The sequence below is a fragment of the Stagnimonas sp. FW305-C-60 genome (assembly GCF_058782965.1).
The window spans coordinates 963,467-989,300 of the sequence record NZ_JBYSYF010000001.1 but is presented as its reverse complement, the minus strand read 5'-3'; the positions used below and the strand labels follow the sequence as shown (position 1 = coordinate 989,300).

Sequence of the window (25,834 nt, the reverse complement as noted above, 5' to 3'; positions counted from 1 at the left end):
AAAGAAGGGGGCAGCAAAACCGAACGCCTTCTCGGGCCGAGTCGCCTCGGCCCTCAGGCGCTCATTCCAGCTTGCCGTGGCAGAGCTTGTACTTCTTGCCGGAGCCGCAGGGGCAGGGATCGTTGCGGCCAACCTTGGGCGCGGAGCGGGTCGGCGCCAGCCTTGCCTCTGGCGGCACCGCGCGCAGATTGTTGAGGGCAGTGGCGGCCACACCAGCTTCGGCTGCAGCCGCCGGCTCGGCGCTGCCGTGCAGCATGTCGGGCGCATTGGCGTGCTGGAACTGCATGCGCTGCTCGGCGGCCTCGGCGGCGGCGCGGCGCTCGGCCTCGACCCGCTCGACCTCGGCCTCGGTCTGGATCTGCACCCGCGACAGCACACTGATGACCTCGTGCTTGAAGCGCGCCAGCATGTCGTTGAACATGTTGAAGGCCTCGCGCTTGTACTCCTGCTTGGGATCCTTCTGCGCGTAGCCACGCAGATGGATGCCCTGGCGCAGATAGTCCACCGCCGCCAGATGCTCGCGCCAGAACTGATCGATCACCTGCAGCAGGATGGCCTTCTCGAAATGCTCCAGCACCGCCGCGCCGACCTTGGCCTTCTTGTCCTGATAAGCCGCGACCAGCGCCGCCAGGATGCGGGCGCGCAGCCCCTTCTCGTCCAGGCTTGAATCCTCATCGAGCAGCTTCTTGACCGGGAAGTCGAGCGCGAAGTCCTTCTTCAGCGCCGCTTCCAGGCCGTCCGGATTCCACATCGACTCCACCGTCTGCGGCGGGATGTAGGCGTCGATCACCGCGTTGACCACGTCGGGGCGGATGTCCTCGACCATGCTGCTGACCTGGTCGGCGCCCATCAGCTCGTCGCGCAGCTCGTAGATCGCCTTGCGCTGGTCGTTAGCGACGTTGTCGTATTCGAGCAGGTTTTTGCGGATGTCGAAGTTGTGCGCCTCGACCTTGCGCTGCGCGGTCTCGATGGCGCGCGTCACCCAGCGGTGCTCGATGGCCTCGCCTTCCTCCATGCCCAGCTTCTGCAGCATCGCCCGCATCGACGGCGGGGTGAAGATGCGCATCAGGGTGTCGTCGAGCGAGAGGTAGAAACGGGTCGCGCCCGGGTCGCCCTGGCGGCCGGAGCGGCCACGCAGCTGGTTGTCGATGCGCCGCGACTCGTGACGCTCGCTGCCGATCACCAGCAGGCCGCCGGCCTCCTTCACCTGGGCGTGGCGCTTCTGCCAGTCCGAGCGCGCGGCTTCGCGGGCGGCGAGGTCGTCTTCCGGAATCGCGTGCAGCTCGGCTTCCAACGAGCCACCGAGCACGATGTCGGTGCCGCGGCCGGCCATGTTGGTGGCGATGGTTACCTTGCCGGGACGGCCGGCGTTGGCGACGATCTCCGCCTCACGCTCGTGCTGCTTGGCGTTGAGCACCTCGTGGGGGATGTTCCGCTGCGTCAGCAGGTTCGACAGCAACTCGCTGGTCTCGATGCTCGCGGTACCGACCAGCACCGGCTGCTGCTTGCCGTTGGCCTCGACGATGTCCTTGATGACGGCGTTGAACTTGTCCTTGGCGTTCATGAACACCTGGTCGCCACGGTCCTGGCGGACCATCGGCCGGTTGGTGGGGATCACCACCACCTCCAGGTTGTAGATGTTCTGGAACTCGAAGGCCTCGGTGTCGGCGGTGCCGGTCATGCCGGCCAGCTTCTTGTAGAGACGGAAGTAGTTCTGGAAGGTGATCGAAGCCAGCGTCTGGTTTTCCTGCTGGATCTTCACCCCTTCCTTGGCTTCCACCGCTTGGTGCAGGCCGTCGGACCAGCGCCGGCCCGCCATCAGGCGGCCGGTGAACTCGTCGACGATGATCACCTGGCCATTGCGGACGATGTACTCGACGTCCTTCTTGTACAGATGGTGCGCGCGCAGCAGGGCGTTGAGGTGGTGCACCAGGATGATGTGGCTGGCGTCGTAGAGCGAGTCCTCCTCGCCCAACAGACCGATCTCGCGCAACAGGTCCTCGGCCTTTTCGTGGCCGGACTCCGAGAGGTGCACCTGCTTGCCCTTCTCGTCGGCGAAGAAATCGCCCTCGCCTTCTTCTTCCTTCTGCGGCTTGAGCCGTGGAATGACGGTGTTGATCTTGCGCCACATCTCCGGATCGTCGTCGGCCGGGCCGGAGATGATCAGCGGCGTACGCGCCTCGTCGATCAGGATCGAGTCCACCTCGTCGACGATGGCGTAGTGCTGGCCACGCTGCACCTTGTCGGCCAGCGAGAAGGCCATGTTGTCGCGCAGGTAGTCGAAGCCGAATTCGTTGTTGGTGCCGTAGGTGATGTCGGCCTGGTAGGCGGCGCGCTTTTCTTCCTGGCTCTGGCCGGAGACCACCACGCCCACCGACAGGCCCAGGAAGTTGTACAGCCGCCCCATCCACTCGGCGTCACGGCGCGCCAGGTAGTCGTTGACAGTGATGACGTGCACGCCCTTGCCTTCCAGGGCGTTCAGATAGGTCGGCAGGGTGGCGACCAGGGTCTTGCCCTCGCCGGTGCGCATTTCCGCGATCTTGCCGGCGTGCAGCACCGCGCCGCCGATCAGCTGCACGTCGAAGTGGCGCATGTTCATCACCCGCTTGCCAGCCTCGCGGCAAACCGCGAAAGCCTCCGAGCGGATCGCATCCAGGCTCTCGCCCTTGGCCAGCCGCTCGCGCAGCACAGTGGTTTGCGCGGTGAGCTCGGCGTCGGAGAGCGCGGCGTACTTGGCTTCCAGCGCGTTGACGCTGTCGACCACCCCCTTGCGGAACGAGGTGACGAGACGCTGGTTGCGACTGCCGAAGACGGAGGTGAGCAGCTTGTTGATCATGGCCTGAGGGCTCTGATGCGAAAACGCCGCCCGATGGGTGGCGGCGCATCGTGTCAAAAATGGGGGTCCATTATGACTGATGGGGCGGCTGCGACCCTATTTCAAGGACCGCGGCCTGGGCAGCGCCGCCTGGCGGCGCGCGCCTTCAGCGGGCCGCCTGGATGTACTGCTGGGGGTTGACCACCGAGCCGTTCAGCAGCACCTCGAAATGCACATGTGGGCCGGTGGAGCGGCCGGAACTGCCCATCAGCGCCAGACGCTGACCCTTGCGCACGGTTTCGCCCGGCTTCACCAGCACCCGCTGGTTGTGGCCGTAGCGGGTGACATAGCCATTGCCGTGATTGACCTCGACCAGGGTGCCGTAGCCGGCGCGCTCGTCGGCATAGCTGACAATGCCCGCCGCCACCGCCAGCACCGGCGAGCCCTCGCGGCCGGCGAAGTCCATGCCCTCGTGATAGGCGGCGCGGCCGGTGAAAGGATCGGTGCGGTAGCCGAACAGCGAGCTGATGAAGCCGGAGGCCACCGGCCAGCCGGAGGGGCGCACTTCCTGCTGCAGACGGCCGGCGAGCAGCAGGTCTTCGAGTACGCGCAGCTGGCGCTCGCGGTCGCTGAGCTTGGCCTCGAAACGGTCCAGGGCCAGCAGCAGGGGATCGCCCGCGGTAGCGCTCTCGATCTCCTCGGTCTCCGGGCCGCCAACCGCCGGCAACTGACCAAAATTGAATTCGTCGGCGTCGAGATCGGCAACCTTGACCATGCGTTCGCCGGCAGCGTCCAGGCGCATCATCTGGGCATTGAGCTGGGCGATGCGGCGCGCCAGCGCGCGGGTGTTTTCCTCGGCAGCGTTGCGGGCGGCGGCCAGCTCGCTGCGCTGGGTCTGAATCTCCTGGCTCCAGGTCTTGGCCAGCGAGGTCGGCATCAGGCCGGTGTGCCCGTTGGCCAGGTAACCGGCACCGAACCCCAGACCGAGCAGGGCCAGCACCACCGCCAGCGCCGGCAGCCAGGAAAACACCTGGGTCAGACCCAGGCGTATCCGCCAGGTCCGGCCCCGCTTGTGACTGACTAGTATGATGTCCATCGACTACCGCAATCCTTAAAAACCTTCGTGAGCGCCGAGCGCCTAGACGCCCATCTGCATCGTTCTGCCGTGCTGCAGCGGGGGCTACTTGCCCGCGCCGCCCGGCTGGCGGACCTGGATCGCGCCTTCCGACAATGGCTGTCCCCGCTGGGCCCCTGGGCCCGGCAGGTCCGCTTGGCCAACCTGGAGGGCGAGCGGGTGGCCTTGATGGTCACTTCCGCAGCGGCCCTGACACCCTTGCGCTACCGCCAGGCGGAACTGCTGGCCTGGTTCAGCGAACGCACCGGCACGTCTTGCACCCGGCTGAACATCACCGTCCGATCGTCAGCGACAACCGGACGGCTTGGAGTGTAAAAGCAAATTTTGGGCCGTGGCAAGCAAACGACCGTTCGTCGGGCCAAAAAATCAAGACTAGTCGGTCACATTTCAGTAACCGAAGACCAGCAAGTTTCAGGCCGCGAGGGCGCGCATCGACGTAACTGCGGGGGCGGCAGCGGTAGCGTCTTCAAAGCTCGCGAATTCCCAGGCCTTGCGATCATTGAGCAGCGCGCAAGCCAACTGATTGTTCAGCGCATGCCCTGATTTGTAGGCGCTGTAGGCGCCCAGCAGCGGGTGGCCGGCGAGGTAGAGATCGCCCACCGCGTCGAGAATCTTGTGGCGCACGAACTCGTCGTCGTAGCGCAGGCCGTCGGGATTGACCACCCGGTAGTCGTCCAGCGCCACGGCATTGTCCAGCGAGGCGCCCAGCGCCAGATTGCGGGAGCGCATCAGCTCGAACTCGCGCATGAAGCCGAAGGTGCGCGCGCGCGAGACTTCCTTGATGTAGTTGGCGGTGGTGAATTCCAGCGTCGCGGTCTGCGCCGAGGTCTTGAACGCCGGATGCTTGAACTCGATGCCGAACGACAGGCGGAAGCCCTCGTAGGGCTCCAGGCGCGCGTACTTGTCGCCCTCGCCGACCTGTACCGGTTGCAGGATGCGGATGAACTTGCGGGCGGCGTTCTGTTCGACCACGCCGGCCGATTGCAGCAGGTACATGAACGGCGCTGCGGAGCCGTCCATGATCGGAATTTCCGGGCTGGAGAGTTCCACCAGCACGTTGTCGATGCCCATGCCGGCCAAGGCCGACATGATGTGTTCGACCGTCGCCACCTTCACTCCATCGCGCACCAGGGTGCTGCACAGCGTGGTCTCGCCGATCAGCAGGGCGCTGGCGGGGATGTCCACCGCCGGCGAGAGATCGACACGCCGGAAGACGATGCCGTGATTGACCGGCGCCGGCAGGATCGAGATGTAGACCTTGCGTCCGCCGTGCAAGCCGATGCCGCTGGCACGTATCGGGGACTTGAGGCTGCGTTGACGGATCATGGGGACTAGTTGCGAGTGGCGCGCGCTCATTCAAGAGTCGCGCGCTGTACGCAGTCTGAATCGGAAGGATAGGGGCAGTTTATCACGCTGCCCCTAAGCCCTCCGCGGGTCCGGGCGGCGGTCGGCGACCGCCAGCGTCCAGGGCAAGACGCTGGCAGCACAGCCTAGGGCGGGGCTGCTTGCCAGCCCGCCATGGACCCGCCATCCGATCTTCTAGTCCGCCTGCGCGCGCAGGAAGGCCGGGATGTCGATCACATCGTCGGACAACTCCTGCAGCCAATGCGCGCCACTGGCGGCACCGGCCGCGGCCGCGGCGGGACGGCTGTAGCTGCCCATCTCCGGCATCGGCCGCAGACCCGGCACCCGCGGCGGCAGGTTCATCTGCGGCGACGCGTGGTGATTGGTCGGCGCGCCGTAGGAGCTGGCGGCGTAGGACGGCGTCGCCACCCGGCGCGGCTCAAAGCGCGCGACATGCGGCGGCAGCTCTTCGCGCTTGCTGCTGTTGAGACCGGTGGCCACCACCGTCACCCGCAGCTCGCCGTTGAGGCTGGGGTCGATGGAGGTGCCGCACTTGATGTCGGCCTCCTCGCTCGCCACATCGCCGACGTGCTGCATGATGTAGTCGTGCTCGTCCAAGGTCAGCGACTCGTCGCAGGTGATGTTGACCAGGATGCCGCGGGCGCCGCGGATCTCGATGTCGTCGAGCAGCGGGCTGGACAGCGCCGCTTCCACCGCCTTCTTGGCGCGGTCTTCACCGGTGGCCTTGCCGATACCCATCATCGCCATGCCGCGGGCGCCCATGACCGTGCGCACGTCGGCGAAGTCGAGGTTGATCTCGCCCGGCCGGGTGATGAGGTCGCTGATGCCCAGCACCGCGTTCTGCAGCACGTCGTTGGCGGCCTTGAAGGCGTTCATCAGGCTCACCGAGCCGCCGAGCACGAGCTTGAGCTTTTCGTTGGGAATCACGATCAGCGAGTCGACGTGCTGCTGCAGCTGGGTGATGCCGTGCATGGCCTGCGCCATGCGCTTCTTGCCTTCGCTGGGGAAGGGCTTGGTCACCACCGCGACGGTGAGGATCTTCAGCTCCTTCGCCACCTCGGCGATCACCGGTGCCGCGCCGGTGCCGGTGCCACCACCCATGCCGCTGGTGATGAACAGCAGATCGGTGCCTTCCAGCATCTCGGCGATGCGCTCGCGGTCCTCTTCCGCCGCCTGGCGACCGATTTCCGGATTGCTGCCGGCACCGAGGCCGCGGGTGATCTCCAAGCCCAGCTGCAGCTGGTTGTTGGGGATGCACTTCTCCAGATGGTCGCGATCGGTATTGGCGCAGATGAACTCCACGCCGTTGATCCCGCTCTGGGACATCTGGTTGACGGTATTGCAACCACCGCCGCCGACGCCCATGACGCGAATCACTGCCGTGGTTCGCAGACCATCCACCAGTTCAAACGTTTCTTGCATTACCCCTGCCATGACGACCTCCTCGTATTGCCCTACTGCTGTTCATGACGGCCTCGTGCCGTCGCCCTGAAACCAAACCCGCAAACCAGAAACCTTTGAGACTCAAAAACTGCCCTTGAACCAGGCCTTCACCCGCGACAGCACATCGCTGCCGTCGCCACTGCCGACAGCGCCGCGCGCCAACTCCGGCTTCATCCGCTTGGCGTAGAGCAACAAGCCCACGCCGGTGGCCAGCCCCGGATCACGGGACGCCGCCTCGATTCCTTCGACGCCGTGCGGCAGGCCCAGTCGCACCGGCACCTCCAGCACTTCCTCCGCCAGCTCGACCACGCCCGGCATCTGCGCCGAGCCGCCGGTGATGACCACGCCGCCGGGAATGCGGCCGAACATGTCGGCGCGGTGCAGCTCCTTGGCGACGTAGCGGAACAGCTCCTCGTAGCGCGGCCGGATCACCTCGGCCAGCATGTGCCGTGAGAAGGCGCGCGGCGGGTTGTCGCCCACGCTCGGCGCCTCGATCACTTCCTCGGCCTGCACCATCCAGGGCTGCGCGCAGCCGTAGTGGACCTTGATGTCCTCGGCGTTCTGGGTCGGCGTGCGGAAGGCCACCGCGATGTCGTTGGTCACCTGGTCGCCGGCGATCGGCAGCACCGCGGTATGGCGGATCGCGCCGCCCTGGTAGACGGCGATGTCGCTGGTGCCGCCGCCGATGTCGATGCAGCAGATGCCGAGATCCTTCTCGTCCTCGGTGAGCACCGCGTCGGCGCTGGCGAGATGGCTGATCACCAGCTTCTCGACACCCAGGCCGCACTTCTCCACGCACTTCTGCAGGTTCTGCGCCGCCGACACCGAGCCGGTGATGATGTGCACGTTGACGTCCAGTCGCACCGCCGACATGCCGACCGGATCCTGGATGCCCTCCTGGCCATCGACGATGAACTCCTGCGGCAGCACATGCAGGATCTGCTGGTCGGCCGGCACCGGCACCGCCGAGCCGTTCTCGATCACCGAATCGACATCCTTGTGGCTGACCTCGCGGTGCTTGATCGCCACCACGCCGGACTTGGTCTGGCTCTTGATGTGGGCGCCGGTGATCGCCACGTGCGCCATGCGCGCGCGGCAGTTGGCCATGTGCTCGGCGTTCTCCACCGCGCGCTGGATCGCCTGCACGGTGGCGTCGATATTGGTGACCACGCCCTTCTTCAGGCCGCGCGCCGCCTGCTGGCCGATGCCGACCACCTGCAGCTTGCCCTCGGGGCTCACCTCGCCCACCAGCGCCGCCACCTTGGAGGTGCCGACGTCCAACGCAAAGAGATAACTGGGTTCGGGACGGCGACTCATGGCAAAACTCCGGGAACAGCGGTTGCGGTCGACATGGCGCCGACCGTGGACTTCGCAGGCGCGGCATCGGGCGCGGGGCGCCAGCTGACCGCGAAGCCATTGAGATAGCGCAGGTCCACGGTGTGGACCTCGCTGAGGCGGCTGGCCAGGGTCGGCAGCACCGTGGTTTTCAGGCGCTCGACCGAATCCAGCGGCGAGGCACGGCCAAAACGCAGATTGACGCCGCCGTGGCTGCTGGCCACCCAGTCACCGCGCGCGTCCTGGCTCAGGCTGGCCAGCGCGAACGGAGTTTCCGCCAGGCGGTCGGCGAGCTGGCGGTACATCTCCATCACCTCGCGCTCGCGACCGGGCGCGCCGGACAGGCGCGGCAGGCTCTCGGGCAGTGTCTCGCTGCCGGGCGCGAAGACGATGCCCTCGGTGGACAAGGCCTCGGCCTCGCCCCAGCGCGCGAACGGCACGCGCTCCCAGATGCGCACCACCAGCCGCGCCGGCCACTGGCGATCGACGCGGGCATGCGCCACCCAGGGCAGGCGCTCGACGGCCAGACGCACGGCATCGAGATCCACTTCGAACAGCTGGCCGTCGATGGCGCTGGCGGCGGCGGCGCGGACTTCGTCGGCGCGCACATGCTGCAACAGGCCCTGCACCGCCAGCTCACGGGCGGGCGCATCGACCCGCGCCAGCAGCAGGCGGCCGGCGACCAGGGTCGCGGCCAGCGCGCCCAGGCTCAGCAAGGCATTGCGCAGCAGCGGCGGCAGGCCGGCGCCGCTGCCCGGGCTGGGATCGAGGCGCTTGGTATAGGGAGCGGACATGGGCAGGGCGAGCGCGCTCACAGCGTCGCTTCCAATAGCCGCCAGCACAGCTCGGCGTAATCGATGCCCACCGCCTTGGCCGCCATCGGCACCAGCGAGTGCGAGGTCATGCCCGGCAGGGTGTTGAGTTCCAGGAGCTGCGGCCGGCCGTCCTCACCCATCAGGAAGTCCACCCGGCCCCAGTGCCGGCAGCCGGCGAGCGCGAAGGCCTTCAGGCAGAGCGCCTGCACCTCGGCCTCGAAACCGGCGTCCAGCCCGGCCGGGCAGTGGTAGCGGGTGTCGTCGCTCAGATACTTGGCGTGGTAGTCGTAGAACTCGCCGGGCGGCTCGATGCGGATCACCGGCAGCGCGCGACCGAGCAGGATCGGGCAGGTGAATTCGTCGTTCTTGCCGGCGCGGCCGATGAACTGCTCGGCCATCACCACCCGCTCGTCGTCATCGCCGCGCGCCAGCTGCCAGGCGGCCTCGACCTGATCGGCGCTCTTGACCTTGCTGACACCGACGCTGGAACCATCCGCCGCCGGCTTGATGATGCAGGGATAGCCGAAGGCGGCGGCGGCGGCCTGGGCGTCGGCCAGCGATTCCAGCACCCGGAAGTCGGGCGTCGGCAGGCCCTCGGCCTTCCACACCCGCTTGGTGGTGAGCTTGTCCATCGCCAGCGCCGAGGCCAGCACGCCGGAGCCCGGATAGCGCAGGCCCTGGAGATCGAGCAGGGCCTGCACGGTGCCGTCTTCGCCGCCGGTGCCGTGCAGGATGTTGAACACCCGCGCATAGCCTTCGGCCTTGAGCGTGAACAGCTGCTCGGGCGAGGAGACATCCACGCCGTGGGCATCGACGCCACGCGACTGCAAGGCCTTGACGATGCCCTCGCCGCTCCACAGCGAGACCTGGCGCTCGGCGCTCCAGCCGCCCATCAGCACGGCAACCTTGCCGAAGTCTTCTGGCCGGGAGGCGTGAGGGGTGAGGGGTAAAGCGTTCACAGCGGCTCTCCGACCATCTTCACTTCGGGATGCAGATCCACACCGGTCTGCTGCTTGACGGTGGCGCGGATGTGGGCGATCAGCGCCTCGACATCGGCGGCGGTGGCGCCGTCTTCGGTGATCAGGAAGTTGGCGTGCAGCTGCGACACGTAGGCGCCGCCGATGCGATGGCCCTTGAGGCCGCAGGCCTCGATCAGCCGCGCGGCGTGATCGCCGGGCGGATTGCGGAAGGTGCTGCCGGCCGAGGGCTTGCCCACCGGCTGGCTGGCCTTGCGCTGGGCCAGACTGTCCTTGGTGGCACGGGCATAGCTGCCGTCGGTGTCGACGGTGACCGCGAAGCGAGCGGCGAGATAGCCGAGCAGCTGCGCCGGCGCCTCGACATGCCGGTAGCCGGTGACGAAGGCGGCCGGCGTCAGCCAGTGGGTCGTGCCGTCGCGCAGCACCACCTCCACCTCGCGGACCACCGGCCAGGTCTCGCCGCCCCAGGCGCCGGCGTTCATCGCCAAGGCGCCACCGACCGTGCCGGGGATGCCGGCCATGAAGCCCAGGCCGGCCTTCTTCTGGGCGCCGGCGAACTTGGCGAGGCGCGCGCAGTGGGCGCCGGCCTCGGCATAGATACTATCCTCGGCTTCCAGGCGGATCGCCTCGAGCGCGCCATGCAGGCAGATCACGGTGCCGCGGAAACCGCCGTCACGCACCAGCAGATTGCTGCCCAGGCCGATCCACAGCACTGGCTCTTCGGCCGGCAGGGCGCGGATGAAGCGGAGCAGATCCTCGCGGTCGGCCGGCTCGAAATAGGTGTCGGCCGGGCCACCGACGCGCCAGCTGGTACGCGACGCCAGGCGCTCCTGGTGGCGCAGCAGGCCACGCACGGCGGGCAGCTTCAGCGCGGCGCTCATGGCGCGCTCCCGAAGGTCTGGAGCATCAGCGCCGGCGCTGTGCCGATGTCGCCAGCCCCGACCGTGAGCAGGACGTCGCCGTCCTGCACCAGGCCGCGCAGAGCTTCCGGTAACTCGGCGACCGCCTTGACGTACACCGGCTCGACGCGGCCACGGGCACGGATGCCGCGCGCAAGCGCTTTGCCGTCGTAGCCGGCGATGGCGGTCTCGCCGGCGGCATAGACCTCCAGCAGCAGCAGGGCATCGCAGTGCGAAAGCACCTCGCAGAACTCGTCAAACAGATCCCGCGTGCGGCTATAGCGGTGCGGCTGGAAGGCCACCACGACGCGCCGGCCGGGATGCGCGGTGCGCACCGCCTCGAAGGTCGCCGCCAGCTCGCGCGGGTGGTGACCGTAGTCGTCGATCAGCTTCAGGCGCCTGCCCTCGACCAGCACCTCGCCGTGCGACTCGCAGCGGCGGCCGACGCCGGCGAACTCGGCGAAGGCCTTGCGGATGGCGTCGAAGGAAACCCCCAGCTCGCGGGCGATCGCCACCGCCACCAGCGCGTTCTGCACGTTGTGGCGGCCCGGCAGGTTCAGGTGCAGCTCTTCGCGAGCCAAGCCGATCTGCACGGTGAAGCGGCTGCCGCCACGCTCCGGCACCACGTCCACGGCGCGCACGTCGGCGTCTTCGGCAAAGCCATAGGTCAGCAGCGGCCGGCCGACCGCGGGCAGGATCTCGCGCACCACCGGATCGTCGGCGCAGAGCACGGCCAGGCCATAGAACGGCAGCCGGTGCAGGAACTCGACGAAGGTGCGTTTGAGCACCTGGAAATCGCCGCCGTAGGTTTCCAGATGGTCGGCGTCGATATTGGTGACCGCCGCCATCATCGGCGACAGGTGCAGGAAGCTGGCATCGGACTCGTCGGCCTCGGCCACCAAGTACTGGCCGGCGCCGAGCCGGGCATTGGCACCCGCGCCCTTCACCTTGCCACCGACCACGAAGGTCGGGTCCAGCCCGCCTTCGGCGAGCACGCTGGCGACCAGGCTGGTGGTGGTGGTCTTGCCGTGGGTGCCGGCGATGGCGAGACCGAAGCGGAAGCGCATCAGCTCGGCCAGCATCTCGGCGCGGCGCACTACCGGAATGCGGTGCGCCTGCGCGTAGACCAGCTCCGGGTTGTCGGCCTTCACCGCCGTCGACACCACGATGGCGTCTGCACCCTGGGCGTTTTCGGCCTGGTGGCCGAAGTAGAGCTTGGCGCCGAGCTGCTCCAGGCGCTGGGTCGCCGCCGAAGGCTTGAGATCGGTGCCGCTCACCTGGTAGCCGAGGTTGATCAGAACCTCGGCGATGCCGGACATGCCGGAGCCGCCGATGCCCAGCATGTGGATGCGGCGCACACGGTGCATGGGCGCCTTGGCCATTTCGCCGGGATTCATCATGAGCGCGCTCCTGCGGCGAGCAGGCGCTCGACGATGTCTTCGGTGGCGCGCGGATGCGCCGCCGCACGCGCGCGTTCGGCCCGGGCCAGGCAGTCGGCGCGGGTGGCACCACGCAGCACCGCGGCCAGTCGCTCGGCGCTGAGTTCGCGCTCCTGGATCAGCTCGGCGGCGCCGACCTTCACCAGCGCGCCGGCATTGGCGGTCTGGTGGTCGTCCACCGCGTAGGGGAAGGGCACCAGCAGGCTGGCGACACCGGCGGTCGCGAGTTCGGCGACGGTGGAGGCGCCGGCGCGGCAGACCACCAGATCGGCCCAGGCGTAGGCGTCGGCCATGTCCTGGATGAAAGTCGTCACCTCGGCCTGCACGCCGTGCCGGGCGTAGGCGGCCTGAGCCACCTCGACGGTGCGACCGCCCTGGTGGCGGACGTTCGGGCGCTGTTCCACCGGAATCAGCGCCAGCGCCGCCGGCAGCTTCTCGTTGAGCGCCTTCGCACCCTGGCTACCACCGACCACCAGCAGATTCAGCGCACCGTGGCGCGCGGCGTAACGCTGCGCCGGCGGCGGTAGCGCGGCGACTTCCGCCCGCACCGGATTGCCGACGGTGATGCCGCCGGCCAGTGCGCCGTCGAAGCCCTGCAGGGCCTGCCGCGCCAGCTTCGCAAGCTGGCGGTTGGTGAAGCCGGCAGTGGCGTTCTGCTCGTGCACGAACAGCGGGATGCGCTTCAGCCAAGCGGCGACGCCACCCGGGCCGGCGGCAAAGCCGCCCATGCCCAGCACCGCGTCCGGCCGCACCCGTGACAGCACGCCCAGCGCCTGGCGGATCGCCCGCAGGATCAGCAGCGGCGCCGTCAGCAGCTTGCGCAGACCCTTGCCGCGCAGGCCGCTGACCTGCACGTATTCCATGGCGATGCCCTGCGCCGGCACCGTGCGCGACTCAAAACTCTCCGGCGCGCCCAGCCAGACCACCTCGTGGCCGCGCGCGCGCAGCGCATGGGCGACGGCGAGGCCGGGGTAGACGTGGCCGCCTGTTCCGCCCGCCATGATCAGAATCTTCATAGCGCGCCCTCGCCGTCCGTGGCGCGACTTCGCACTTGTTGGAGAGCCCTGGGCGCACATCCGTGTGCGCCCACGCGCCGGGGCCGATTGCCATTCAAGGCAATCGTCCTGTTTCCGTCGCGCCCCGCCATCACTAGGATCTTCATGCGCCTGCCCTCCCGGCACCCAGGCTGCGGCGCAGGCCGGCCAGCCAGTCGCGCAGGCCCAGCGGCGCGGTCTGCACCGCCTTGCCGGACAGGGTGCGGCCGCGCGGCTTGGGCAGCATCGCCAGCGCCGCGCGGTTCTCGTAGTCGACGCGCAGGATCAGGCCCAGCATCAGGCTCACCGTCACCAGCGAGCTGCCGCCGTAGCTGATCAGCGGCAGGGTCAGCCCCTTGGTCGGCAGGGCGCCCATGTTCACCGCCATGTTGATCAGCGCCTGCAGGCCCAGCCATCCGGCCAGGCCGTAGCAGAGGTAGGCGGCGAAGCGGCGGTCGAGCTGCTCGGCCTGCTGGCCGATCTTGAAGCCACGCCAGACCACCACGCCGAACAGGGCGATCAGGCTCAGCACGCCAAGCAGACCAAACTCCTCGGCGAGGATCGCGAAGATGAAGTCGGTGTGCATTTCCGGCAGGTACATGAGCTTCTGTACGCTGTTGCCCAGGCCGACGCCGAACCACTCGCCCCGGCCGACGGCGATCAGCGACTGGGTGAGCTGAAAGCCCGAGCCCAGCGCGTCTTCCCAGGGATTGGTGAATGACAGCACCCGCTTCATGCGATAGCTGACCGTCATCACCAGCAGGCTCAGCACGCCGGCGGCAAGCAGTCCCAGGCCGGCGACATAGAGCAGCCGGGCGCCGCCCAGGAACAGCATCAGGAAGGTGACCGCGAGCAGGATCACCGTCGCTCCGAGGTCCGGCTCCAGCAGGAACAGCACCAGGATCGGGAACAGGAACACCAGCGGATTCAGGAAGCCGGCCAGCGAGGTCTGCAGTTCCAGCTGCCGCTTCACGATGTAGCCGGCCAGCCAGACGATGAAGGCCAGACGCACCGGCTCGGAAGCCTGCAGGCGGAAGAAGCCGGCAATGTCCAGCCAGCGCTTGGCGCCGTTCACCCGCACGCCGGCGAGCAGCACGGTCAGCAGCAGCAGCATGGCGCCCAGCAGCAGCCACCAGCGCTGCTTTTCCCAGAAGCCGGTGGGCACGCAGAACATGCCCCAGCAGGCGACCAGGCCGACGCCGATGAACACCAGCTGGCGCCAGAAGAAGTACATCGAGGAACCGCCCAGCTTCTCGCCCACCGCGACGCTTGCCGAGGCCACCATCACCAGGCCCCAGGCCAAGAGCGCCGCGACGGCGCCGCAGAACAGGCCGTCGAGGCCGTACCTGGGATTGGGCAGTTCGAGGTTCACGGACTCGCTCCCGCCGCCAGTTCGCGCACCGCCGCCTCGAACTGCTGGCCGCGATCCACATAGCTCTTGAACTGATCGAAGCTGGCGCAGGCCGGCGACAGCAGCACTGAGGCGCCGGGCAGGCTCAGCGCGCGCGCGCGCCGCAACGCGGCTTGCAGATCGGCCTCGCGATACACCGGCAGGGCGCCGTCGATGGCGGTCTCGATCTTGTCGGCGTCTTCGCCGAACAGCACCGCGGCGCTGCCCTTGGCGGCGAGTGCGGCGGCCAGCGGCGAGAAATCCTGGCCCTTGCCCTGGCCGCCGCCCAGCCAGATCAGCGGTGAAGGCAGGCCGCGCACCGCCGCCAGCGTCGAGCCGACGTTGGTGCCCTTGCTGTCGTTGTAGTAGCGCGCGCTGTCGATCTCGGCGACGAAGGCGCAGCGGTGCGGCAGACCGCGGAAGTCCTGCAAGGCGCGCAGCACGGTGGCGCGCGGGATGTCGGCGGCCTCCACCAGCGCCAGCGCCGCCAGCACATTGGCGGCGTTGTGCAGGCCGGCGATCTTCAGCGCCGACAGCGGCAGGATGCGGTCGCGGGCGGTGGCCAGCCAGAGCTCGCCGCGCTGCTCGATCAGACCGTACTCGCCGGGCGCGCGCGGCGCGTCCAGACCAAAGCTCAGGCGGCGGCGGGCGGCATCGCTGTTGAGACGGGTGGCGACATCGTCGCGGTTGACCACCGCCACCTGGCAGCCATTGAAGATGCGCGCCTTGGCGGCGCCGTAGGCGGCCATGCTGCCATGGCGGTCGAGGTGGTCTTCCGACAGATTGAGCACCGCCGCCGCGCGGCAGCGCAGCGTGTGGGTGGTCTCCAGCTGGAAGCTCGACAGCTCCAGCACGTAGAGCTGGGCGCTGTCGGACAGCACGTCCAGCGCCGGCGGCGCCAGATTACCGCCAACGCCGACCTTGAGGCCAGCCGCCTTCGCCATCTCGCCGACCAGGGTGGTCACGGTGGACTTGCCGTTGCTGCCGGTGATGCCGATCACCGGCGCCTTGGCGTGGCGGGCGAACAGCTCGATGTCGCCGATGATCGGAATCCCGACCGCGCGCAGCGCCTGCACCAGGGGCTCGTCGAGAGAGACGCCGGGCGAGACCACCGCCTCGCTGAACTGGCTATAGGGCTCGGGCGCGGAAAAGCCGCCGAGGCGGAACTCGTAGCGGTTGAACTCGGCGGTGAGCTGCGCGTGTCCGGCCGGCTCGGCGCGCGAATCGGTGATGACCAGATCCGCACCCTCGCGCGCGAGGTAGCGCAGCGCCGAGACTCCGGAGAGCCCCAACCCCACCACCAGCATGCGCTTGCCAGAGTAGCGACTCATTGGTCGCTCCCTCCGGTCGCTGTGAGGGCGTGCGCTACGCGCCCTGTGAGGGCGCGCCTGCGGCGCTGTGAGGGAGAAGCGTCGAAAGTGCCGGCGGCGACATCGCGCTTCTCCCTCACAGCGAGCGCGTCAGCGCGAGCGCCCTCACAGCGAGTGCGAAGCGCGAGCGCCCTCACAGGGCGCGTAGCGCCCGCCCTCACCCCGAAGAGCGCGCTCATCAGCGGATCTTCAAGGTGGAAAGGCCGATCAGCACGAGAATCAGCGTGATGATCCAGAAGCGAACGATGATCTTCGGCTCGGCCCAGCCTTTCAGTTCGTAGTGGTGGTGCAGCGGCGCCATGCGGAAGATGCGCTTGCCGCCCGAGTACTTGAAGTAGCCGACCTGCAGCGCGACCGAGACGGTCTCGACCACGAACACGCCGCCCATGATCGCCAGCACCAGCTCCTGGCGGACCAACACCGCCACCACGCCCAGCGCCGCGCCCAGCGCCAGCGCGCCGACATCGCCCATGAACACCTGCGCCGGGTAGGCGTTGAACCACAGAAAGCCCAGGCCGGCACCGGCGATCGCGGTGCAGAACACCGCCAGCTCGCCGACGCCGGCGATGTAGGGGATGCCCAGGTACTGCGCGAACTTCACATTGCCGGTGCAGTAGGCGAACACCGCCAGCGCCGAGGCGACCAGCACGGTCGGCATGATCGCCAGGCCATCGAGGCCGTCGGTGAGGTTGACGGCATTGGAGCTGCCGACGATGACCAGATAGGTCCAGACCACGAAGAACACCCCGAGCGGGATCGACACGTCCTTCAAAAAGGGCACGATCAGCGCGGTCTCGACCGGCGTCTTGGCGGTGAGGTAGATCGCCAGCGACACCGAGAAGCCGGTCAGCGACAGCCAGAAGTACTTCTTGCGCGCGATCAGGCCCTTGGGGTTCTTGTGCTTGATCTTGATGTAGTCGTCGGCGAAGCCCACCGCGCCGAAGGCCAGGGTCACCGCCAGCGCGAACCAGACGAACTTGTTGGTCAGATTGGCCCAGAGCAGGGTCGCCACCGTGATCGCCGCCAGGATCAAGAGGCCACCCATGGTCGGCGTGCCGGTCTTTTTCAGATGCGAGGCCGGGCCATCGTCGCGGATCGGCTGGCCGAACTTGAACTGGTAGAGCCGCTCGATCAACAGCGGCCCGAACACGAAGCTGAAGATCAGCGCGGTGAGGATGCCCAGCACCGCCCGCACGGTGAGGTAGTTGAACAGCCGCAGGAAGGAGTAGTCCGCCTGCAGCCATTGCGCGAGGTGATAGAGCATTTAGTGCGTCTCCGCGGCGTTCTTGGCGCCGCTGTTGTCTTGTTCCAAGAGGGCGGCGACCACCCGCTCCATGCGGGCTGAGCGGGAGCCTTTGATCAGGGCGGTGCTGCCGGCGCCAAGCCGGCCGCGCAGCGCGGCAATGAGAGCGTCGAGGTCGTTGTAGGCCTGCGCGCCGGTGCCATAGGCCTTGGCCGCCTCGGCCGACAGCGGCCCCAGCGTCAGCAGGCCGTCCAGGCCCAGCGCACGGGCGCGGCGACCCGCCTCGGCATGCAGGCGCGCGGCCTCCGGGCCCAGCTCGGCCATGTCGCCCAGCACCAGCAGGCGCTCGCCCGGCTCGCGCGCCAGCAGCTCCATCGCCGCGTTCAGCGAGGTGGGGTTGGCGTTGTAGGTGTCGTCGATCAGCCGGGCGCCACTGGCGTGGCGCTTGATCACCACCCGGCCCTTCGGCGCCTCGACCCCGGCCAGCCCGGCGGCGATGACCGCCGGCTCGAGGCCCAGCGCGTAGCCAGCGGCGGCGGCGGCCAGCGCGTTGGCGACGTTGTGGCGACCGGGCAAGGGCAGTGTCACCGGCGCCGCGCCGGCGGGCGTCAGCAGGGTGAAGCGGCTGCCTTCGGGGCCGGCGACCAGGTCCTCGGCGCGTACATCGGCGTGGCCGGCAAAGCCGAAGCTGACGATGCGGTTGTCGCCCGCCATCCGGCCCCAGAGCTGCGCGTAGGCATCGTCGGCGTTGATGATGGCGATGCCGGCATTGAGCGCGGCGAACATCTCGCCCTTGGCGCGCGCCACCCCCTCGCGGGAGCCAAAACCTTCCAGATGGGCGTCGCCAGCCTGGGTGACGATGCCGACGCCAGGACGCGCGAGCTTGGCCAGCGCGGCGATCTCGCCGGCGTGGTTGGCGCCCATCTCGATCACCGCCGTGCGGTGCTCGCGGCTTAGCCGGCACAGCGTCAGCGGCACGCCGATGTGGTTGTTGAGATTGCCCTCGGTGTAGAGCACCGGGCCGCGTGCCGCGAACACCGCCGCCAGCAGCTGCTTGGTGGTGGTCTTGCCATTGCTGCCGGTGACGCCGATCACTGGCCCACCGAAGTGCCGCCGCCAGCTGGCGGCATAGCGCTGCAGCGCCGCCAGGGTGTCGGGCACCAGCAGTTGCGCGATGGGCACATCGACCGGCCGCGACACCAACGCGCCGACCGCGCCCTTGGCGGCGGCTTCGGCGAGGAAGTCATGGGCATCGTGATGTTCGCCGACCAGGGCCACGAACAGATCGCCCGGCTTGAGCGCGCGGGTATCGGTGACCACGCGGGAGAACAGCGCGTCTTCGCCCTGCAAGGGCACGCCGAGGCGGCGGGCGGCGTCGGAGAGGCGCTCCATGCTCATGGCGCCACCCCGACAAGTTGCGCGACGAAGGCGCGGTCGCTGAACACGCGCACGTCCCGGCCGTAGGTCTGGGTGGTCTCGTGGCCCTTGCCGGCGACCACCACCACGTCTTCGGCGCCGGCTTCGGCAACGGCGGCGCGGATTGCGTCGGCGCGGTCGTGGATCACCGCCCTGAGGCGTGCGGCGTAAGGCGTAAGGCGAGTGCCGGCGAGGATGTCTTCGACGATGGCCGCCGGGTCCTCGCTGCGCGGATTGTCGTCGGTGACGATCACGAGGTCGGCGCCACGCACGGCGGCGGCACCCATCAACGGCCGCTTGCCGCGATCACGGTCGCCGCCGCAGCCGAACACGCAGATCAGCCGGCCGGCAGTGTGGGCGCGTACCGCCTTGAGGATCTGTTCCAGCGCTTCCGGCGTGTGGGCGTAGTCGACCACCACCAGCGGCTTGGCGGCCGGGCCGCGATAGCCCTCGATGCGGCCGGGCACGGTGTGCACCTTCGCCATCGCCTTCAGCGCATCCGGCAGGCTCGCGCCGCGATGCAGCAGCGCGGCGAGCGCGGCCAGCAGGTTGTAGGCATTGAAGCGGCCGAGCAGGCGCGTCTCCAGCCGGCCTTTGCCCCAGCTGCTATCGATGTCCATCGCCAGCCCCTGGCTGGACAGCTGCAGCGCGCGGCCGAGCAGGTAATGGCCCGCCTTGGGTGTCTCGCCTTCCAGCCCATAGACCATCACCGCACGACCCTCGGCGAGCAGTTCGGCCGCCCAGGCGGCGCCGCTGGCGTCGTCGCGGTTGAGTACGGCCATGCCGCGGCAGTAGTCGCTGAACAGCCGGCGCTTGGCCGTCGCGTAGGCCTCGACGGTGCCGTGGTAGTCGAGATGGTCGCGAGTGACATTGGTGAGGATGGCGACGTCGTAGCCGATGCCGGAGACGCGCGCCTGATCCAGCGCGTGGCTGGAAACTTCCATCGCGCAGGCCTGGACACCCTCGGCGACGAAGCCGGCCAGCAGTTCCTGCAGGCGGATCGGGTCGGGCGTGGTGTGGCTGGCCTCGCGCAGCGCGCCCAGGCGGCCAAAACCAATCGTGCCCAGGTAGGCGCAGCTGTCAGCCAGGGCTTCCAGACCCTGCGCGACCAGATAGGCGCTGGAGGTCTTGCCGTCGGTGCCGGTGACGCCGACGGTGAACAGCCGGCGTGCCGGCTCGCGGTAGAAGCGCGCGGCGATCTCGCCAACGCGGCGCGACAGGCCGGGCACCGCCACCTGCGGCACCGGCAGCTCGGCCGGTTCGGCGATGCCGGGCGCCGGCTCCCAGACCACCGCCGTGGCGCCGCGCGCCAGCGCGGTCTCAACATGCGCCAGCCCGTGGCCGGCGACACCCTTCACCGCCAGGAAGGCATCGCCCGGCTCGACGCGACGGGAGTCGGTCTCGACGCCGGTGACTTCCAGCTCCGGATTGTCGCTAGGCGCCGGTGCCAGGCCGACCAGCAGGTCCTTCAGCAGGCGGCTCATGCGCGCGCCCCCAATGCAGCGCTCTGGCCAGCGTCCGCAGCGCCTTCGGCGCGCGGCTCGGGCGTCGCCGCGACCGGCGGCGGCAGGGCCACGGTCTGCGCCGGGACATCGGTCGCCGGCTGGTCCTGGGGGATTTGCAGCAGGCGGGCAGCACCGCCCATCACCGCCGAGAACACCGGCGCGGCCACCTTGCCGCCGTAGTACTGGCCGGCGGTGGGCTCGTCGACGAACACCAGGCCGACCAGCCGCGGCGACTGCGCCGGCAGCATTCCGACGAAGGCCGACCAGTGCCGGCGGTCTTCGTAGCCGCCGCTGGCCTTGAGCTTGCGCACGGTGCCGGTCTTGCCGGCGACGCTGTAACCGGGCACCGCCGCCTTGATGGCGGTGCCGTCGATGCTGACCACGCCGCGCAGCATCGCCAGCACCTGATCGGCGCTGCGGGCGCTGACCGCCCGGCGCGGCGGCGGCAGGTGGTCGCGCTTGAGCAGCGAGAGCTGCGGCAGCAGACCGCCATTGGCGAGGCCAGCATAGGCGCGCACCAGATGCAGGGCGCTCATCGACACGCCATAGCCATAGGCGGCGGCGGCGGTATCGGACTGCCGCCATTTCTGCGGCAGGCGCAGGGTGCCGGTGACCTCGCCGGGGAAGCCGAGCTGGATCGGCTCGCCGATGCCGAAGTTCTGGTAGCCGGTCCACAGCGCCTCCGGCCCCATCTTCAGACCCATGATCGCGGCGCCGACATTGCTGGACTTGGCGAGCAGCTTGGCGAGATCGACCACGCCCTCGGCGTGCACGTCGTGCACGGTCCAGGGGCCGACCGCCAGTTCGCCGTTGCCGGTGTCGATCAGGCTGCTGGCGGTGTAGGCGCCGGTCTCCAGCGCCTGCGCCACCATCAGTGGCTTGATGGTGGAGCCCGGCTCCAGGCGGTCGGTGATCGCGCGGTTGCGCAGGCCGACCTTGCGGTCTTCCGGATTGTTGGGGTTGTAGGCCGGCTGGGCGGCGACCGCCAGGATGTCGCCGGTCTGCACATCGGCGACCACGATCATGCCGCCGCTGGCCTTGTTGCGCTCCACCGCCGCCGCCAGCTCGCGGTAGGCGAGGTATTGCAGGCGCAGGTCCAGGGTCAGTTGCAGATCGGCACCGGCGCGCGCGGCCTTCTCGCTGCCGCCGTCCTCGACGATGCGGCCGTCGCGCGAGCGGATCACCCGACGGAAGCCCTTCTCGCCTTCCAGCATGCCGTCGTGGGCCTTCTCCAGACCCTCCAGACCATGGCCCTCGGTGCCGCAGAAGCCGACCACCTGGCCTACCACCTCGCCTGCCGGGTAATAGCGCGAATAGCCGCGCTCGGCGAACACGCCCGGCGCCTTGATCTTCAGCAGGCGGGCGACCACTTCCGGGTTCTGGTTCTTGAGCAGGTAGACGAACTTCTTCTCGCCCTGCGCCTTGAGGAACTTCTCGAACTCCCTGGGCTTGCGCTCCAGGAGCTGCGCCAGCGCCTCGCGGTAGGGCGCGGCCTCCGGCGTCAGTAGCTCCGAAGGCACCGCCCACAGCGAATCCACCGGCGCCGACAGCGCCAGCGGCTGGCCATTGCGGTCGAGGATGGCGCCGCGGTGGCCAATCAGCTCGACCGTGCGGATGTGGCGCTTGTCGCCCTCGGTGACCAGGAACTCGCGGTCCAGCACCTGCAAATAGAAGGCGCGACCGAGCACCGCCAGCGAGGCGACAGCGAGCAGGCCGAGCACCGCCTGACGGCGCCAGGGCGAGACCGGCTGCACTCCGGGCGGAGTCGAGCGCCGACTGGTGGTGGTGCTCACGGCGCGACTCCGGCGGCCGAGGCACGCGCCGGCACCATCACCGTCTCGCGCGGCTCGATCATCTTCAGCTGCTCGCGGGCGATCTGCTCGATGCGCGCGTGGCTGCTGTGCGCGGCTTCCTCCAGCTGCAGCTGCGACCACTCCACTTCCAGCCGGTCGGCCTCGTCGCGCAGGCGGCTCTGTTCGGTGGTCAGCGCGCGATTGCCGTGCTTGATCTGCACCACCCAGACCGCCGACACCAGGGCAGCGATGGTCAGCAGCAGCGGCAGCATCAGGCCGCCGCCGGCCGGGGCATTGCGCGGCGGCAGCCGCCGGGTCATCGGCGCGCTCATGCCGGCACCTCGGTGCGCTCGGCCAAGCGCAGCACGGCGCTGCGCGCGCGAGGGTTGCGGGCGCACTCGGCGGCGCTGGGGAACACCCGCTCCAGCTCGCGCAGCGGCGCGCTGGAAGCCGCCGGCGCTTCCTTCAAATGGGCGTACTTGTCGCGCGCCAGGCGCGGGCCGGCGTGGTCGCGGATGAACTGCTTGACGATGCGGTCTTCCAGCGAGTGGAAGCTGATCACCGCCAGCCGGCCGCCGGGTGCCAGCACCGCGAGGCTGGCCTGGAGCACCTGCTGCAACACCTCCAGCTCGCCGTTGATGTAGATGCGGATGGCCTGGAAGCTGCGCGTCGCCGGATTGATCTTGTGGCTGCGCGGGCCCGGCACCGAGGCGATCAGCGCTGCCAACTGGGCGGTGCGGGTGATCGGCGTCTCTACGCGGGTTTCCACCAGCTTCTTGGCAATGCGCCGGCTGTTGCGCTCCTCGCCGTAGAGAAACAGCACGTCGGCGATCTCCTCTTCCTTCGCGCGCGCCAGCCATTCGGCGGCCGACAAGCCGGCGCGCGGATTCATGCGCATGTCCAGCGGGCCGTCGTGGGAAAACGAGAAGCCGCGCTCGGCATCGTCGAACTGCGGACTGGAGACACCCAGGTCGAGCAGGATGCCGTCGACCTTGCCGACAAAGCCTTCCGCCGCCGCGACCTCGGCCAGGGCGGAAAAATTGCGGGCGTGGAAATGAAAGCCGGGACGCCCGGCGAAGTCGGCACGCGCGCAGGCCTCGGCCTCCGGATCCTGGTCAAAGGCATGCAGGCTGCCGCCGCGCAGCGCATCGAGGATGGCGCCGGAGTGGCCGCCGCGGCCGAAGGTGCCGTCCACATAAAGGCCTTGCGGACGCGCAGCGACACCGAGGCCGGTGAGCGCCTCGTCGAGCATCACCGGCCGGTGCGCGTACATATCGCTATTGGCCCCCGGCGTGGTCGCGTGGGGAAAGCTGGCTCCGTCCATGGCGCGCGCGCATCAGACGTCGAGCGCCGCGAACGCGGCAGAGTAGTCATCGGCGACCGCGCTCTTGCGCGCCGCCCAGTCGGCTTCGCTGTACAGCACGAAGTAATCGACCTGGCCCACCAGCACCGCCGAGGAGCCCAGCTCGGCGCGGTACTGGCCCGGCACCAGCACGCGGCCCTGGGCATCCATCTCGATCGCCATCGCCTCGCCGACGAAGCGCAGGCGCAGGGCGGCGCGCTGCTTCAGGTCGGGATGGGCGGGGATGACGTTCTTGGCGATGTGCTCGAACACCGGCTGCGGGTACAGCCTTACGCCTTCGGGCGTGCGGGTGATGGTCAGCTGGCCCTGCGCCTCGGACAGCAGCGGCGCACGAAAACGAGCCGGGACGGCCATGCGCCCCTTGTCGTCGATCGTCACCGCGTGGTTGCCCGAAAACATCGTCATCGCCCCGGCGGAGAGTGGAGCCCCGGTAGCTCCATTTCACTCCCTTTCATGGGCGATTATCCCACTTTCAACCACTTCCGCAAGCGATTTACAGCAAAATTTTGTTTGCCGGCAATGACTTAGCTCAAGCTCATCATTTGTTTTTCAGTCTTGTTTTAAATCAATTACTTGCAATGCATTCTTAATGTTAAAGATTAAAAACAAATCGGAATCTGAACGCCGGCTGAGCGGACTTAATTTGGATTTTGGCGACCGGCGGTAGCCGCCCGCCATCGCTCCCGATCGAGCCACGCAGCCCAGCCGCAGCTGGGCGCTTTTTGCGCAAATGACCAGCCTGGAGCCGACCCCGGCAGGGGTCGGCGCACCAGGGCAGCCAGAAAAAAGTGGGAGCCGGTCTATAAGCCGGGTTCTGTCATAACCGCCGCCGCTTGCGCGACGACGGCCGGGACAACCATTCCTCTAGACCCACCGTCACCGGTGGGTTCCAGCAGCCTACCCGGAAGGGACGTGGGCCACGCCTGCTGCCTTGCGGCAGCTCCTTCCCTATTTGGCCTTGCTCCGTGTGGGGTTTGCCGTGCCGGTCTGTTGCCAGACTCGCGGTGCGCTCTTACCGCACCGTTTCACCCTTGCCTGATCCTCTTGCGAGGCCATCGGCGGTTTGCTCTCTGTTGCACTTTCCGTCGGCTCGCGCCGCCCAGCCGTTAACTGGCACACTGCCCTGCGGAGCCCGGACTTTCCTCCCCCGTGTACATCACGGCGGCGGTTGTCTGACCGGCTCCCGCAAGCATTATCGCCCATTGGCGCAGACCAAGGGCCGACAACGATCCGGAGGAGATCCACATGGGGCAGAAGAAATCCCAGCGCAGCCTGCGCTTCAGCCGTCAATTCTCGGCGCCGCGCAGCAAGGTGTTCGCGCTGTTCGCCAGTCACGAACGCTTCGGCGCCGCAATGGGCGGCCCCACCGGCGTCAAGCTCGGCGCCCTGCGCCGGATCAAGACCAGCACCGAGCCCGGCAACCCCGATGGTGTCGGCTCGGTGCGCCGCCTTGGCTTCGGCCCCAGTGCCTTCGAGGAAACCATCGTCGGCTTCGAGCCCGGCAAGCGGATCGAATACCGCATCAGCCGCGGCAGCCCGCTGAAGAACCACCTCGGCCAGATCGAGTTCCGCGACGTGCCGGGCGGCACCCAGGTGGACTACACGATCCGCTTCGAACCGCGCATCCCCGGCACCGGCGGCGCCCTCGCCCTGCTGCTGCACAGCCTGATCTCCGGCGGCCTCAACCGCATCGAGAACGAGTTCGGCGCGCTCTGAACGCTGTCGTGCGGATCGTCTCGCACACCTGCTCGAACACCGAGATCGTCTGCGCCCTGGGGGCGGCGGAACTGCTGGTGGGCGTCGACGCCGACTCCGACCATCCCAGCAAAGTTGTCGCCGACTTGCCGAAGCTGGGTCGCGACCTGTCGCTGGACATCGCCGCCACCGTGGCGCTGAAACCCGATTTGGTGCTGACCTCGCGCACCCTGCCCGGCCACGACCCGCTGGTGCAGGCCCTGGAGGCCGCCGGGCTACGCACCCTGGTCTGCGAGCCCCTGCGCCTCGCCGATGTCTATGCCGACATCGGCCGCATCGCCGAGGCTATCGGCCGCGCCGACGACGGCCGCCGCTTGGTGGCACGTATGCACGAGGAGCTGAAGCCCCACCCGCCGCGCGGCCGCCGCCCGCGCGTGCTGCTGGAATGGTGGCCGAAGCCGGTGATCGCGCCGACGCGCGACTCCTGGGCGACCGAGCTGATCGAACTCGCCGGCGGTGACAATCCCTGGGGCCAGCGCCCCGGCAAGAGCAGCCCGCTGAGCGAGGCGGAAATCCTCGAGGCGGCGCCAGAGCTGGTGGTGATGAGCTGGTGCGGCGTGAAGGTGGAGAACTATCGCGCCGAGCTGGTGCGGCGACGCCCGGGCTGGCAGGCCGTGCCGGCGGTGCGCGACGGACAGATCCACGCCATCAGCGAGGAATTCCTCGGCCGCCCCGGGCCGCGTCTCGTCCAGGGCTACCACGCGCTGCGCCGCCTGATCGAGCAATACATCCAGTAACTCCC

Annotated in this window: 22 protein-coding genes and 1 other RNA gene; 3 read left to right on the top strand and 20 right to left on the bottom strand. The window is 68.7% G+C overall.

Going from position 1 to position 25,834, the window contains the following annotated elements; genetic code table 11:
* Window positions 1–61 precede the first annotated feature (61 nt).
* Both secA and AC3WT6_RS04510 read right to left on the bottom strand, forming a co-directional pair.
* Window positions 62–2,836, bottom strand: a complete 2,775-nt coding sequence (gene secA / locus AC3WT6_RS04515) for a preprotein translocase subunit SecA (RefSeq protein WP_492652367.1) — start codon at window positions 2,834–2,836, stop codon at window positions 62–64.
* A 145-nt stretch (window positions 2,837–2,981) separates the two neighbouring features.
* On the bottom strand, window positions 2,982–3,911 hold the full coding sequence (locus tag AC3WT6_RS04510) for a M23 family metallopeptidase (RefSeq protein WP_492652366.1): 930 nt from the start codon (window positions 3,909–3,911) through the stop codon (window positions 2,982–2,984).
* 27 nt (window positions 3,912–3,938) lie between these two features.
* Between AC3WT6_RS04510 and AC3WT6_RS04505 the strand changes: the two genes are divergently transcribed.
* Complete coding sequence (locus AC3WT6_RS04505) at window positions 3,939–4,265, top strand: DciA family protein (protein ID WP_492652365.1); 327 nt, start codon at window positions 3,939–3,941, stop codon at window positions 4,263–4,265.
* A 96-nt stretch (window positions 4,266–4,361) separates the two neighbouring features.
* Here the strand turns inward: AC3WT6_RS04505 and lpxC are convergent, their stop codons facing one another.
* From lpxC to rnpB, 18 genes are all read right to left on the bottom strand, one after another.
* Window positions 4,362–5,276, bottom strand: a complete 915-nt coding sequence (gene lpxC / locus AC3WT6_RS04500; protein WP_492652364.1) for a UDP-3-O-acyl-N-acetylglucosamine deacetylase — start codon at window positions 5,274–5,276, stop codon at window positions 4,362–4,364.
* 213 nt (window positions 5,277–5,489) lie between these two features.
* A complete protein-coding gene (ftsZ, locus tag AC3WT6_RS04495; RefSeq protein ID WP_492652363.1) occupies window positions 5,490–6,737 on the bottom strand; it encodes a cell division protein FtsZ in 1,248 nt (415 codons plus the stop codon).
* A 102-nt stretch (window positions 6,738–6,839) separates the two neighbouring features.
* Window positions 6,840–8,075, bottom strand: a complete 1,236-nt coding sequence (gene ftsA / locus AC3WT6_RS04490) for a cell division protein FtsA (RefSeq protein WP_492652362.1) — start codon at window positions 8,073–8,075, stop codon at window positions 6,840–6,842.
* Complete coding sequence (locus AC3WT6_RS04485; RefSeq protein ID WP_492652361.1) at window positions 8,072–8,887, bottom strand: cell division protein FtsQ/DivIB; 816 nt, start codon at window positions 8,885–8,887, stop codon at window positions 8,072–8,074. The genes ftsA and AC3WT6_RS04485 overlap by 4 nt, the downstream gene beginning before the upstream one ends.
* 17 nt (window positions 8,888–8,904) lie before the next feature.
* Window positions 8,905–9,867, bottom strand: a complete 963-nt coding sequence (locus tag AC3WT6_RS04480; protein WP_492652360.1) for a D-alanine--D-alanine ligase — start codon at window positions 9,865–9,867, stop codon at window positions 8,905–8,907.
* On the bottom strand, window positions 9,864–10,766 hold the full coding sequence (murB, locus tag AC3WT6_RS04475) for a UDP-N-acetylmuramate dehydrogenase (protein ID WP_492652359.1): 903 nt from the start codon (window positions 10,764–10,766) through the stop codon (window positions 9,864–9,866). Before murB ends, AC3WT6_RS04480 begins: the two co-directional genes overlap by 4 nt.
* Window positions 10,763–12,184, bottom strand: a complete 1,422-nt coding sequence (gene murC / locus AC3WT6_RS04470) for a UDP-N-acetylmuramate--L-alanine ligase (protein WP_492652358.1) — start codon at window positions 12,182–12,184, stop codon at window positions 10,763–10,765. Before murC ends, murB begins: the two co-directional genes overlap by 4 nt.
* Window positions 12,181–13,239, bottom strand: coding sequence for an undecaprenyldiphospho-muramoylpentapeptide beta-N-acetylglucosaminyltransferase (gene murG, locus AC3WT6_RS04465; protein WP_492652357.1), 1,059 nt, complete (start codon window positions 13,237–13,239; stop codon window positions 12,181–12,183). The genes murC and murG overlap by 4 nt, the downstream gene beginning before the upstream one ends.
* A gap of 142 nt (window positions 13,240–13,381) precedes the next feature.
* Complete coding sequence (gene ftsW, locus AC3WT6_RS04460; RefSeq protein ID WP_492652356.1) at window positions 13,382–14,629, bottom strand: putative lipid II flippase FtsW; 1,248 nt, start codon at window positions 14,627–14,629, stop codon at window positions 13,382–13,384.
* Window positions 14,626–15,978 carry a UDP-N-acetylmuramoyl-L-alanine--D-glutamate ligase gene (gene murD / locus AC3WT6_RS04455; RefSeq protein WP_492652355.1) on the bottom strand — a complete coding sequence of 451 codons (1,353 nt, stop codon included), beginning with the start codon at window positions 15,976–15,978 and terminating at the stop codon, window positions 14,626–14,628. The genes ftsW and murD overlap by 4 nt, the downstream gene beginning before the upstream one ends.
* 217 nt (window positions 15,979–16,195) lie before the next feature.
* Window positions 16,196–17,281: a phospho-N-acetylmuramoyl-pentapeptide-transferase gene (mraY, locus tag AC3WT6_RS04450; RefSeq protein ID WP_492652354.1), complete on the bottom strand. Its 1,086-nt coding sequence runs from the start codon at window positions 17,279–17,281 to the stop codon at window positions 16,196–16,198.
* Window positions 17,282–18,658: a UDP-N-acetylmuramoyl-tripeptide--D-alanyl-D-alanine ligase gene (locus AC3WT6_RS04445; RefSeq protein ID WP_492652353.1), complete on the bottom strand. Its 1,377-nt coding sequence runs from the start codon at window positions 18,656–18,658 to the stop codon at window positions 17,282–17,284. It abuts the gene before it with no gap.
* On the bottom strand, window positions 18,655–20,160 hold the full coding sequence (locus tag AC3WT6_RS04440) for a UDP-N-acetylmuramoyl-L-alanyl-D-glutamate--2,6-diaminopimelate ligase (RefSeq protein ID WP_492652352.1): 1,506 nt from the start codon (window positions 20,158–20,160) through the stop codon (window positions 18,655–18,657). Before AC3WT6_RS04440 ends, AC3WT6_RS04445 begins: the two co-directional genes overlap by 4 nt.
* On the bottom strand, window positions 20,157–21,974 hold the full coding sequence (locus tag AC3WT6_RS04435) for a peptidoglycan D,D-transpeptidase FtsI family protein (RefSeq protein WP_492652351.1): 1,818 nt from the start codon (window positions 21,972–21,974) through the stop codon (window positions 20,157–20,159). Before AC3WT6_RS04435 ends, AC3WT6_RS04440 begins: the two co-directional genes overlap by 4 nt.
* On the bottom strand, window positions 21,971–22,306 hold the full coding sequence (gene ftsL, locus AC3WT6_RS04430; protein ID WP_492652350.1) for a cell division protein FtsL: 336 nt from the start codon (window positions 22,304–22,306) through the stop codon (window positions 21,971–21,973). Before ftsL ends, AC3WT6_RS04435 begins: the two co-directional genes overlap by 4 nt.
* Window positions 22,303–23,247 (bottom strand): 16S rRNA (cytosine(1402)-N(4))-methyltransferase RsmH, encoded by a 945-nt coding sequence (gene rsmH, locus AC3WT6_RS04425; RefSeq protein ID WP_492652846.1) that lies wholly within the window; start codon window positions 23,245–23,247, stop codon window positions 22,303–22,305. Before rsmH ends, ftsL begins: the two co-directional genes overlap by 4 nt.
* A gap of 63 nt (window positions 23,248–23,310) precedes the next feature.
* Window positions 23,311–23,742, bottom strand: a complete 432-nt coding sequence (locus AC3WT6_RS04420) for a division/cell wall cluster transcriptional repressor MraZ (protein ID WP_492652349.1) — start codon at window positions 23,740–23,742, stop codon at window positions 23,311–23,313.
* A 382-nt stretch (window positions 23,743–24,124) separates the two neighbouring features.
* Window positions 24,125–24,521, bottom strand: an RNA gene (gene rnpB / locus AC3WT6_RS04415) — RNase P RNA component class A.
* A gap of 61 nt (window positions 24,522–24,582) precedes the next feature.
* Here rnpB and AC3WT6_RS04410 point away from each other — a divergent pair.
* Window positions 24,583–25,053 carry an SRPBCC family protein gene (locus AC3WT6_RS04410; protein ID WP_492652348.1) on the top strand — a complete coding sequence of 157 codons (471 nt, stop codon included), beginning with the start codon at window positions 24,583–24,585 and terminating at the stop codon, window positions 25,051–25,053.
* A gap of 8 nt (window positions 25,054–25,061) precedes the next feature.
* On the top strand, window positions 25,062–25,829 hold the full coding sequence (locus AC3WT6_RS04405) for an ABC transporter substrate-binding protein (RefSeq protein ID WP_492652347.1): 768 nt from the start codon (window positions 25,062–25,064) through the stop codon (window positions 25,827–25,829).
* Window positions 25,830–25,834 lie beyond the last annotated feature (5 nt).

What these genes read in the sequence shown, in the direction of transcription:
- secA (WP_492652367.1), bottom strand. Translation starts at nt 2,836, where the DNA reads ATGATCAACAAGCTGCTCACCTCCGTCTTCGGCAGTCGCAACCAGCGT.
- AC3WT6_RS04510 (WP_492652366.1), bottom strand. Translation starts at nt 3,911, where the DNA reads ATGGACATCATACTAGTCAGTCACAAGCGGGGCCGGACCTGGCGGATA.
- lpxC (WP_492652364.1), bottom strand. Translation starts at nt 5,276, where the DNA reads ATGATCCGTCAACGCAGCCTCAAGTCCCCGATACGTGCCAGCGGCATC.
- ftsZ (WP_492652363.1), bottom strand. Translation starts at nt 6,737, where the DNA reads ATGCAAGAAACGTTTGAACTGGTGGATGGTCTGCGAACCACGGCAGTG.
- ftsA (WP_492652362.1), bottom strand. Translation starts at nt 8,075, where the DNA reads ATGAGTCGCCGTCCCGAACCCAGTTATCTCTTTGCGTTGGACGTCGGC.
- AC3WT6_RS04485 (WP_492652361.1), bottom strand. Translation starts at nt 8,887, where the DNA reads ATGTCCGCTCCCTATACCAAGCGCCTCGATCCCAGCCCGGGCAGCGGC.
- murB (WP_492652359.1), bottom strand. Translation starts at nt 10,766, where the DNA reads ATGAGCGCCGCGCTGAAGCTGCCCGCCGTGCGTGGCCTGCTGCGCCAC.
- murC (WP_492652358.1), bottom strand. Translation starts at nt 12,184, where the DNA reads ATGATGAATCCCGGCGAAATGGCCAAGGCGCCCATGCACCGTGTGCGC.
- murG (WP_492652357.1), bottom strand. Translation starts at nt 13,239, where the DNA reads ATGAAGATTCTGATCATGGCGGGCGGAACAGGCGGCCACGTCTACCCC.
- murD (WP_492652355.1), bottom strand. Translation starts at nt 15,978, where the DNA reads ATGAGTCGCTACTCTGGCAAGCGCATGCTGGTGGTGGGGTTGGGGCTC.
- mraY (WP_492652354.1), bottom strand. Translation starts at nt 17,281, where the DNA reads ATGCTCTATCACCTCGCGCAATGGCTGCAGGCGGACTACTCCTTCCTG.
- AC3WT6_RS04445 (WP_492652353.1), bottom strand. Translation starts at nt 18,658, where the DNA reads ATGAGCATGGAGCGCCTCTCCGACGCCGCCCGCCGCCTCGGCGTGCCC.
- AC3WT6_RS04440 (WP_492652352.1), bottom strand. Translation starts at nt 20,160, where the DNA reads ATGAGCCGCCTGCTGAAGGACCTGCTGGTCGGCCTGGCACCGGCGCCT.
- ftsL (WP_492652350.1), bottom strand. Translation starts at nt 22,306, where the DNA reads ATGAGCGCGCCGATGACCCGGCGGCTGCCGCCGCGCAATGCCCCGGCC.
- rsmH (WP_492652846.1), bottom strand. Translation starts at nt 23,247, where the DNA reads ATGTACGCGCACCGGCCGGTGATGCTCGACGAGGCGCTCACCGGCCTC.
- AC3WT6_RS04420 (WP_492652349.1), bottom strand. Translation starts at nt 23,742, where the DNA reads ATGACGATGTTTTCGGGCAACCACGCGGTGACGATCGACGACAAGGGG.
- AC3WT6_RS04410 (WP_492652348.1), top strand. Translation starts at nt 24,583, where the DNA reads ATGGGGCAGAAGAAATCCCAGCGCAGCCTGCGCTTCAGCCGTCAATTC.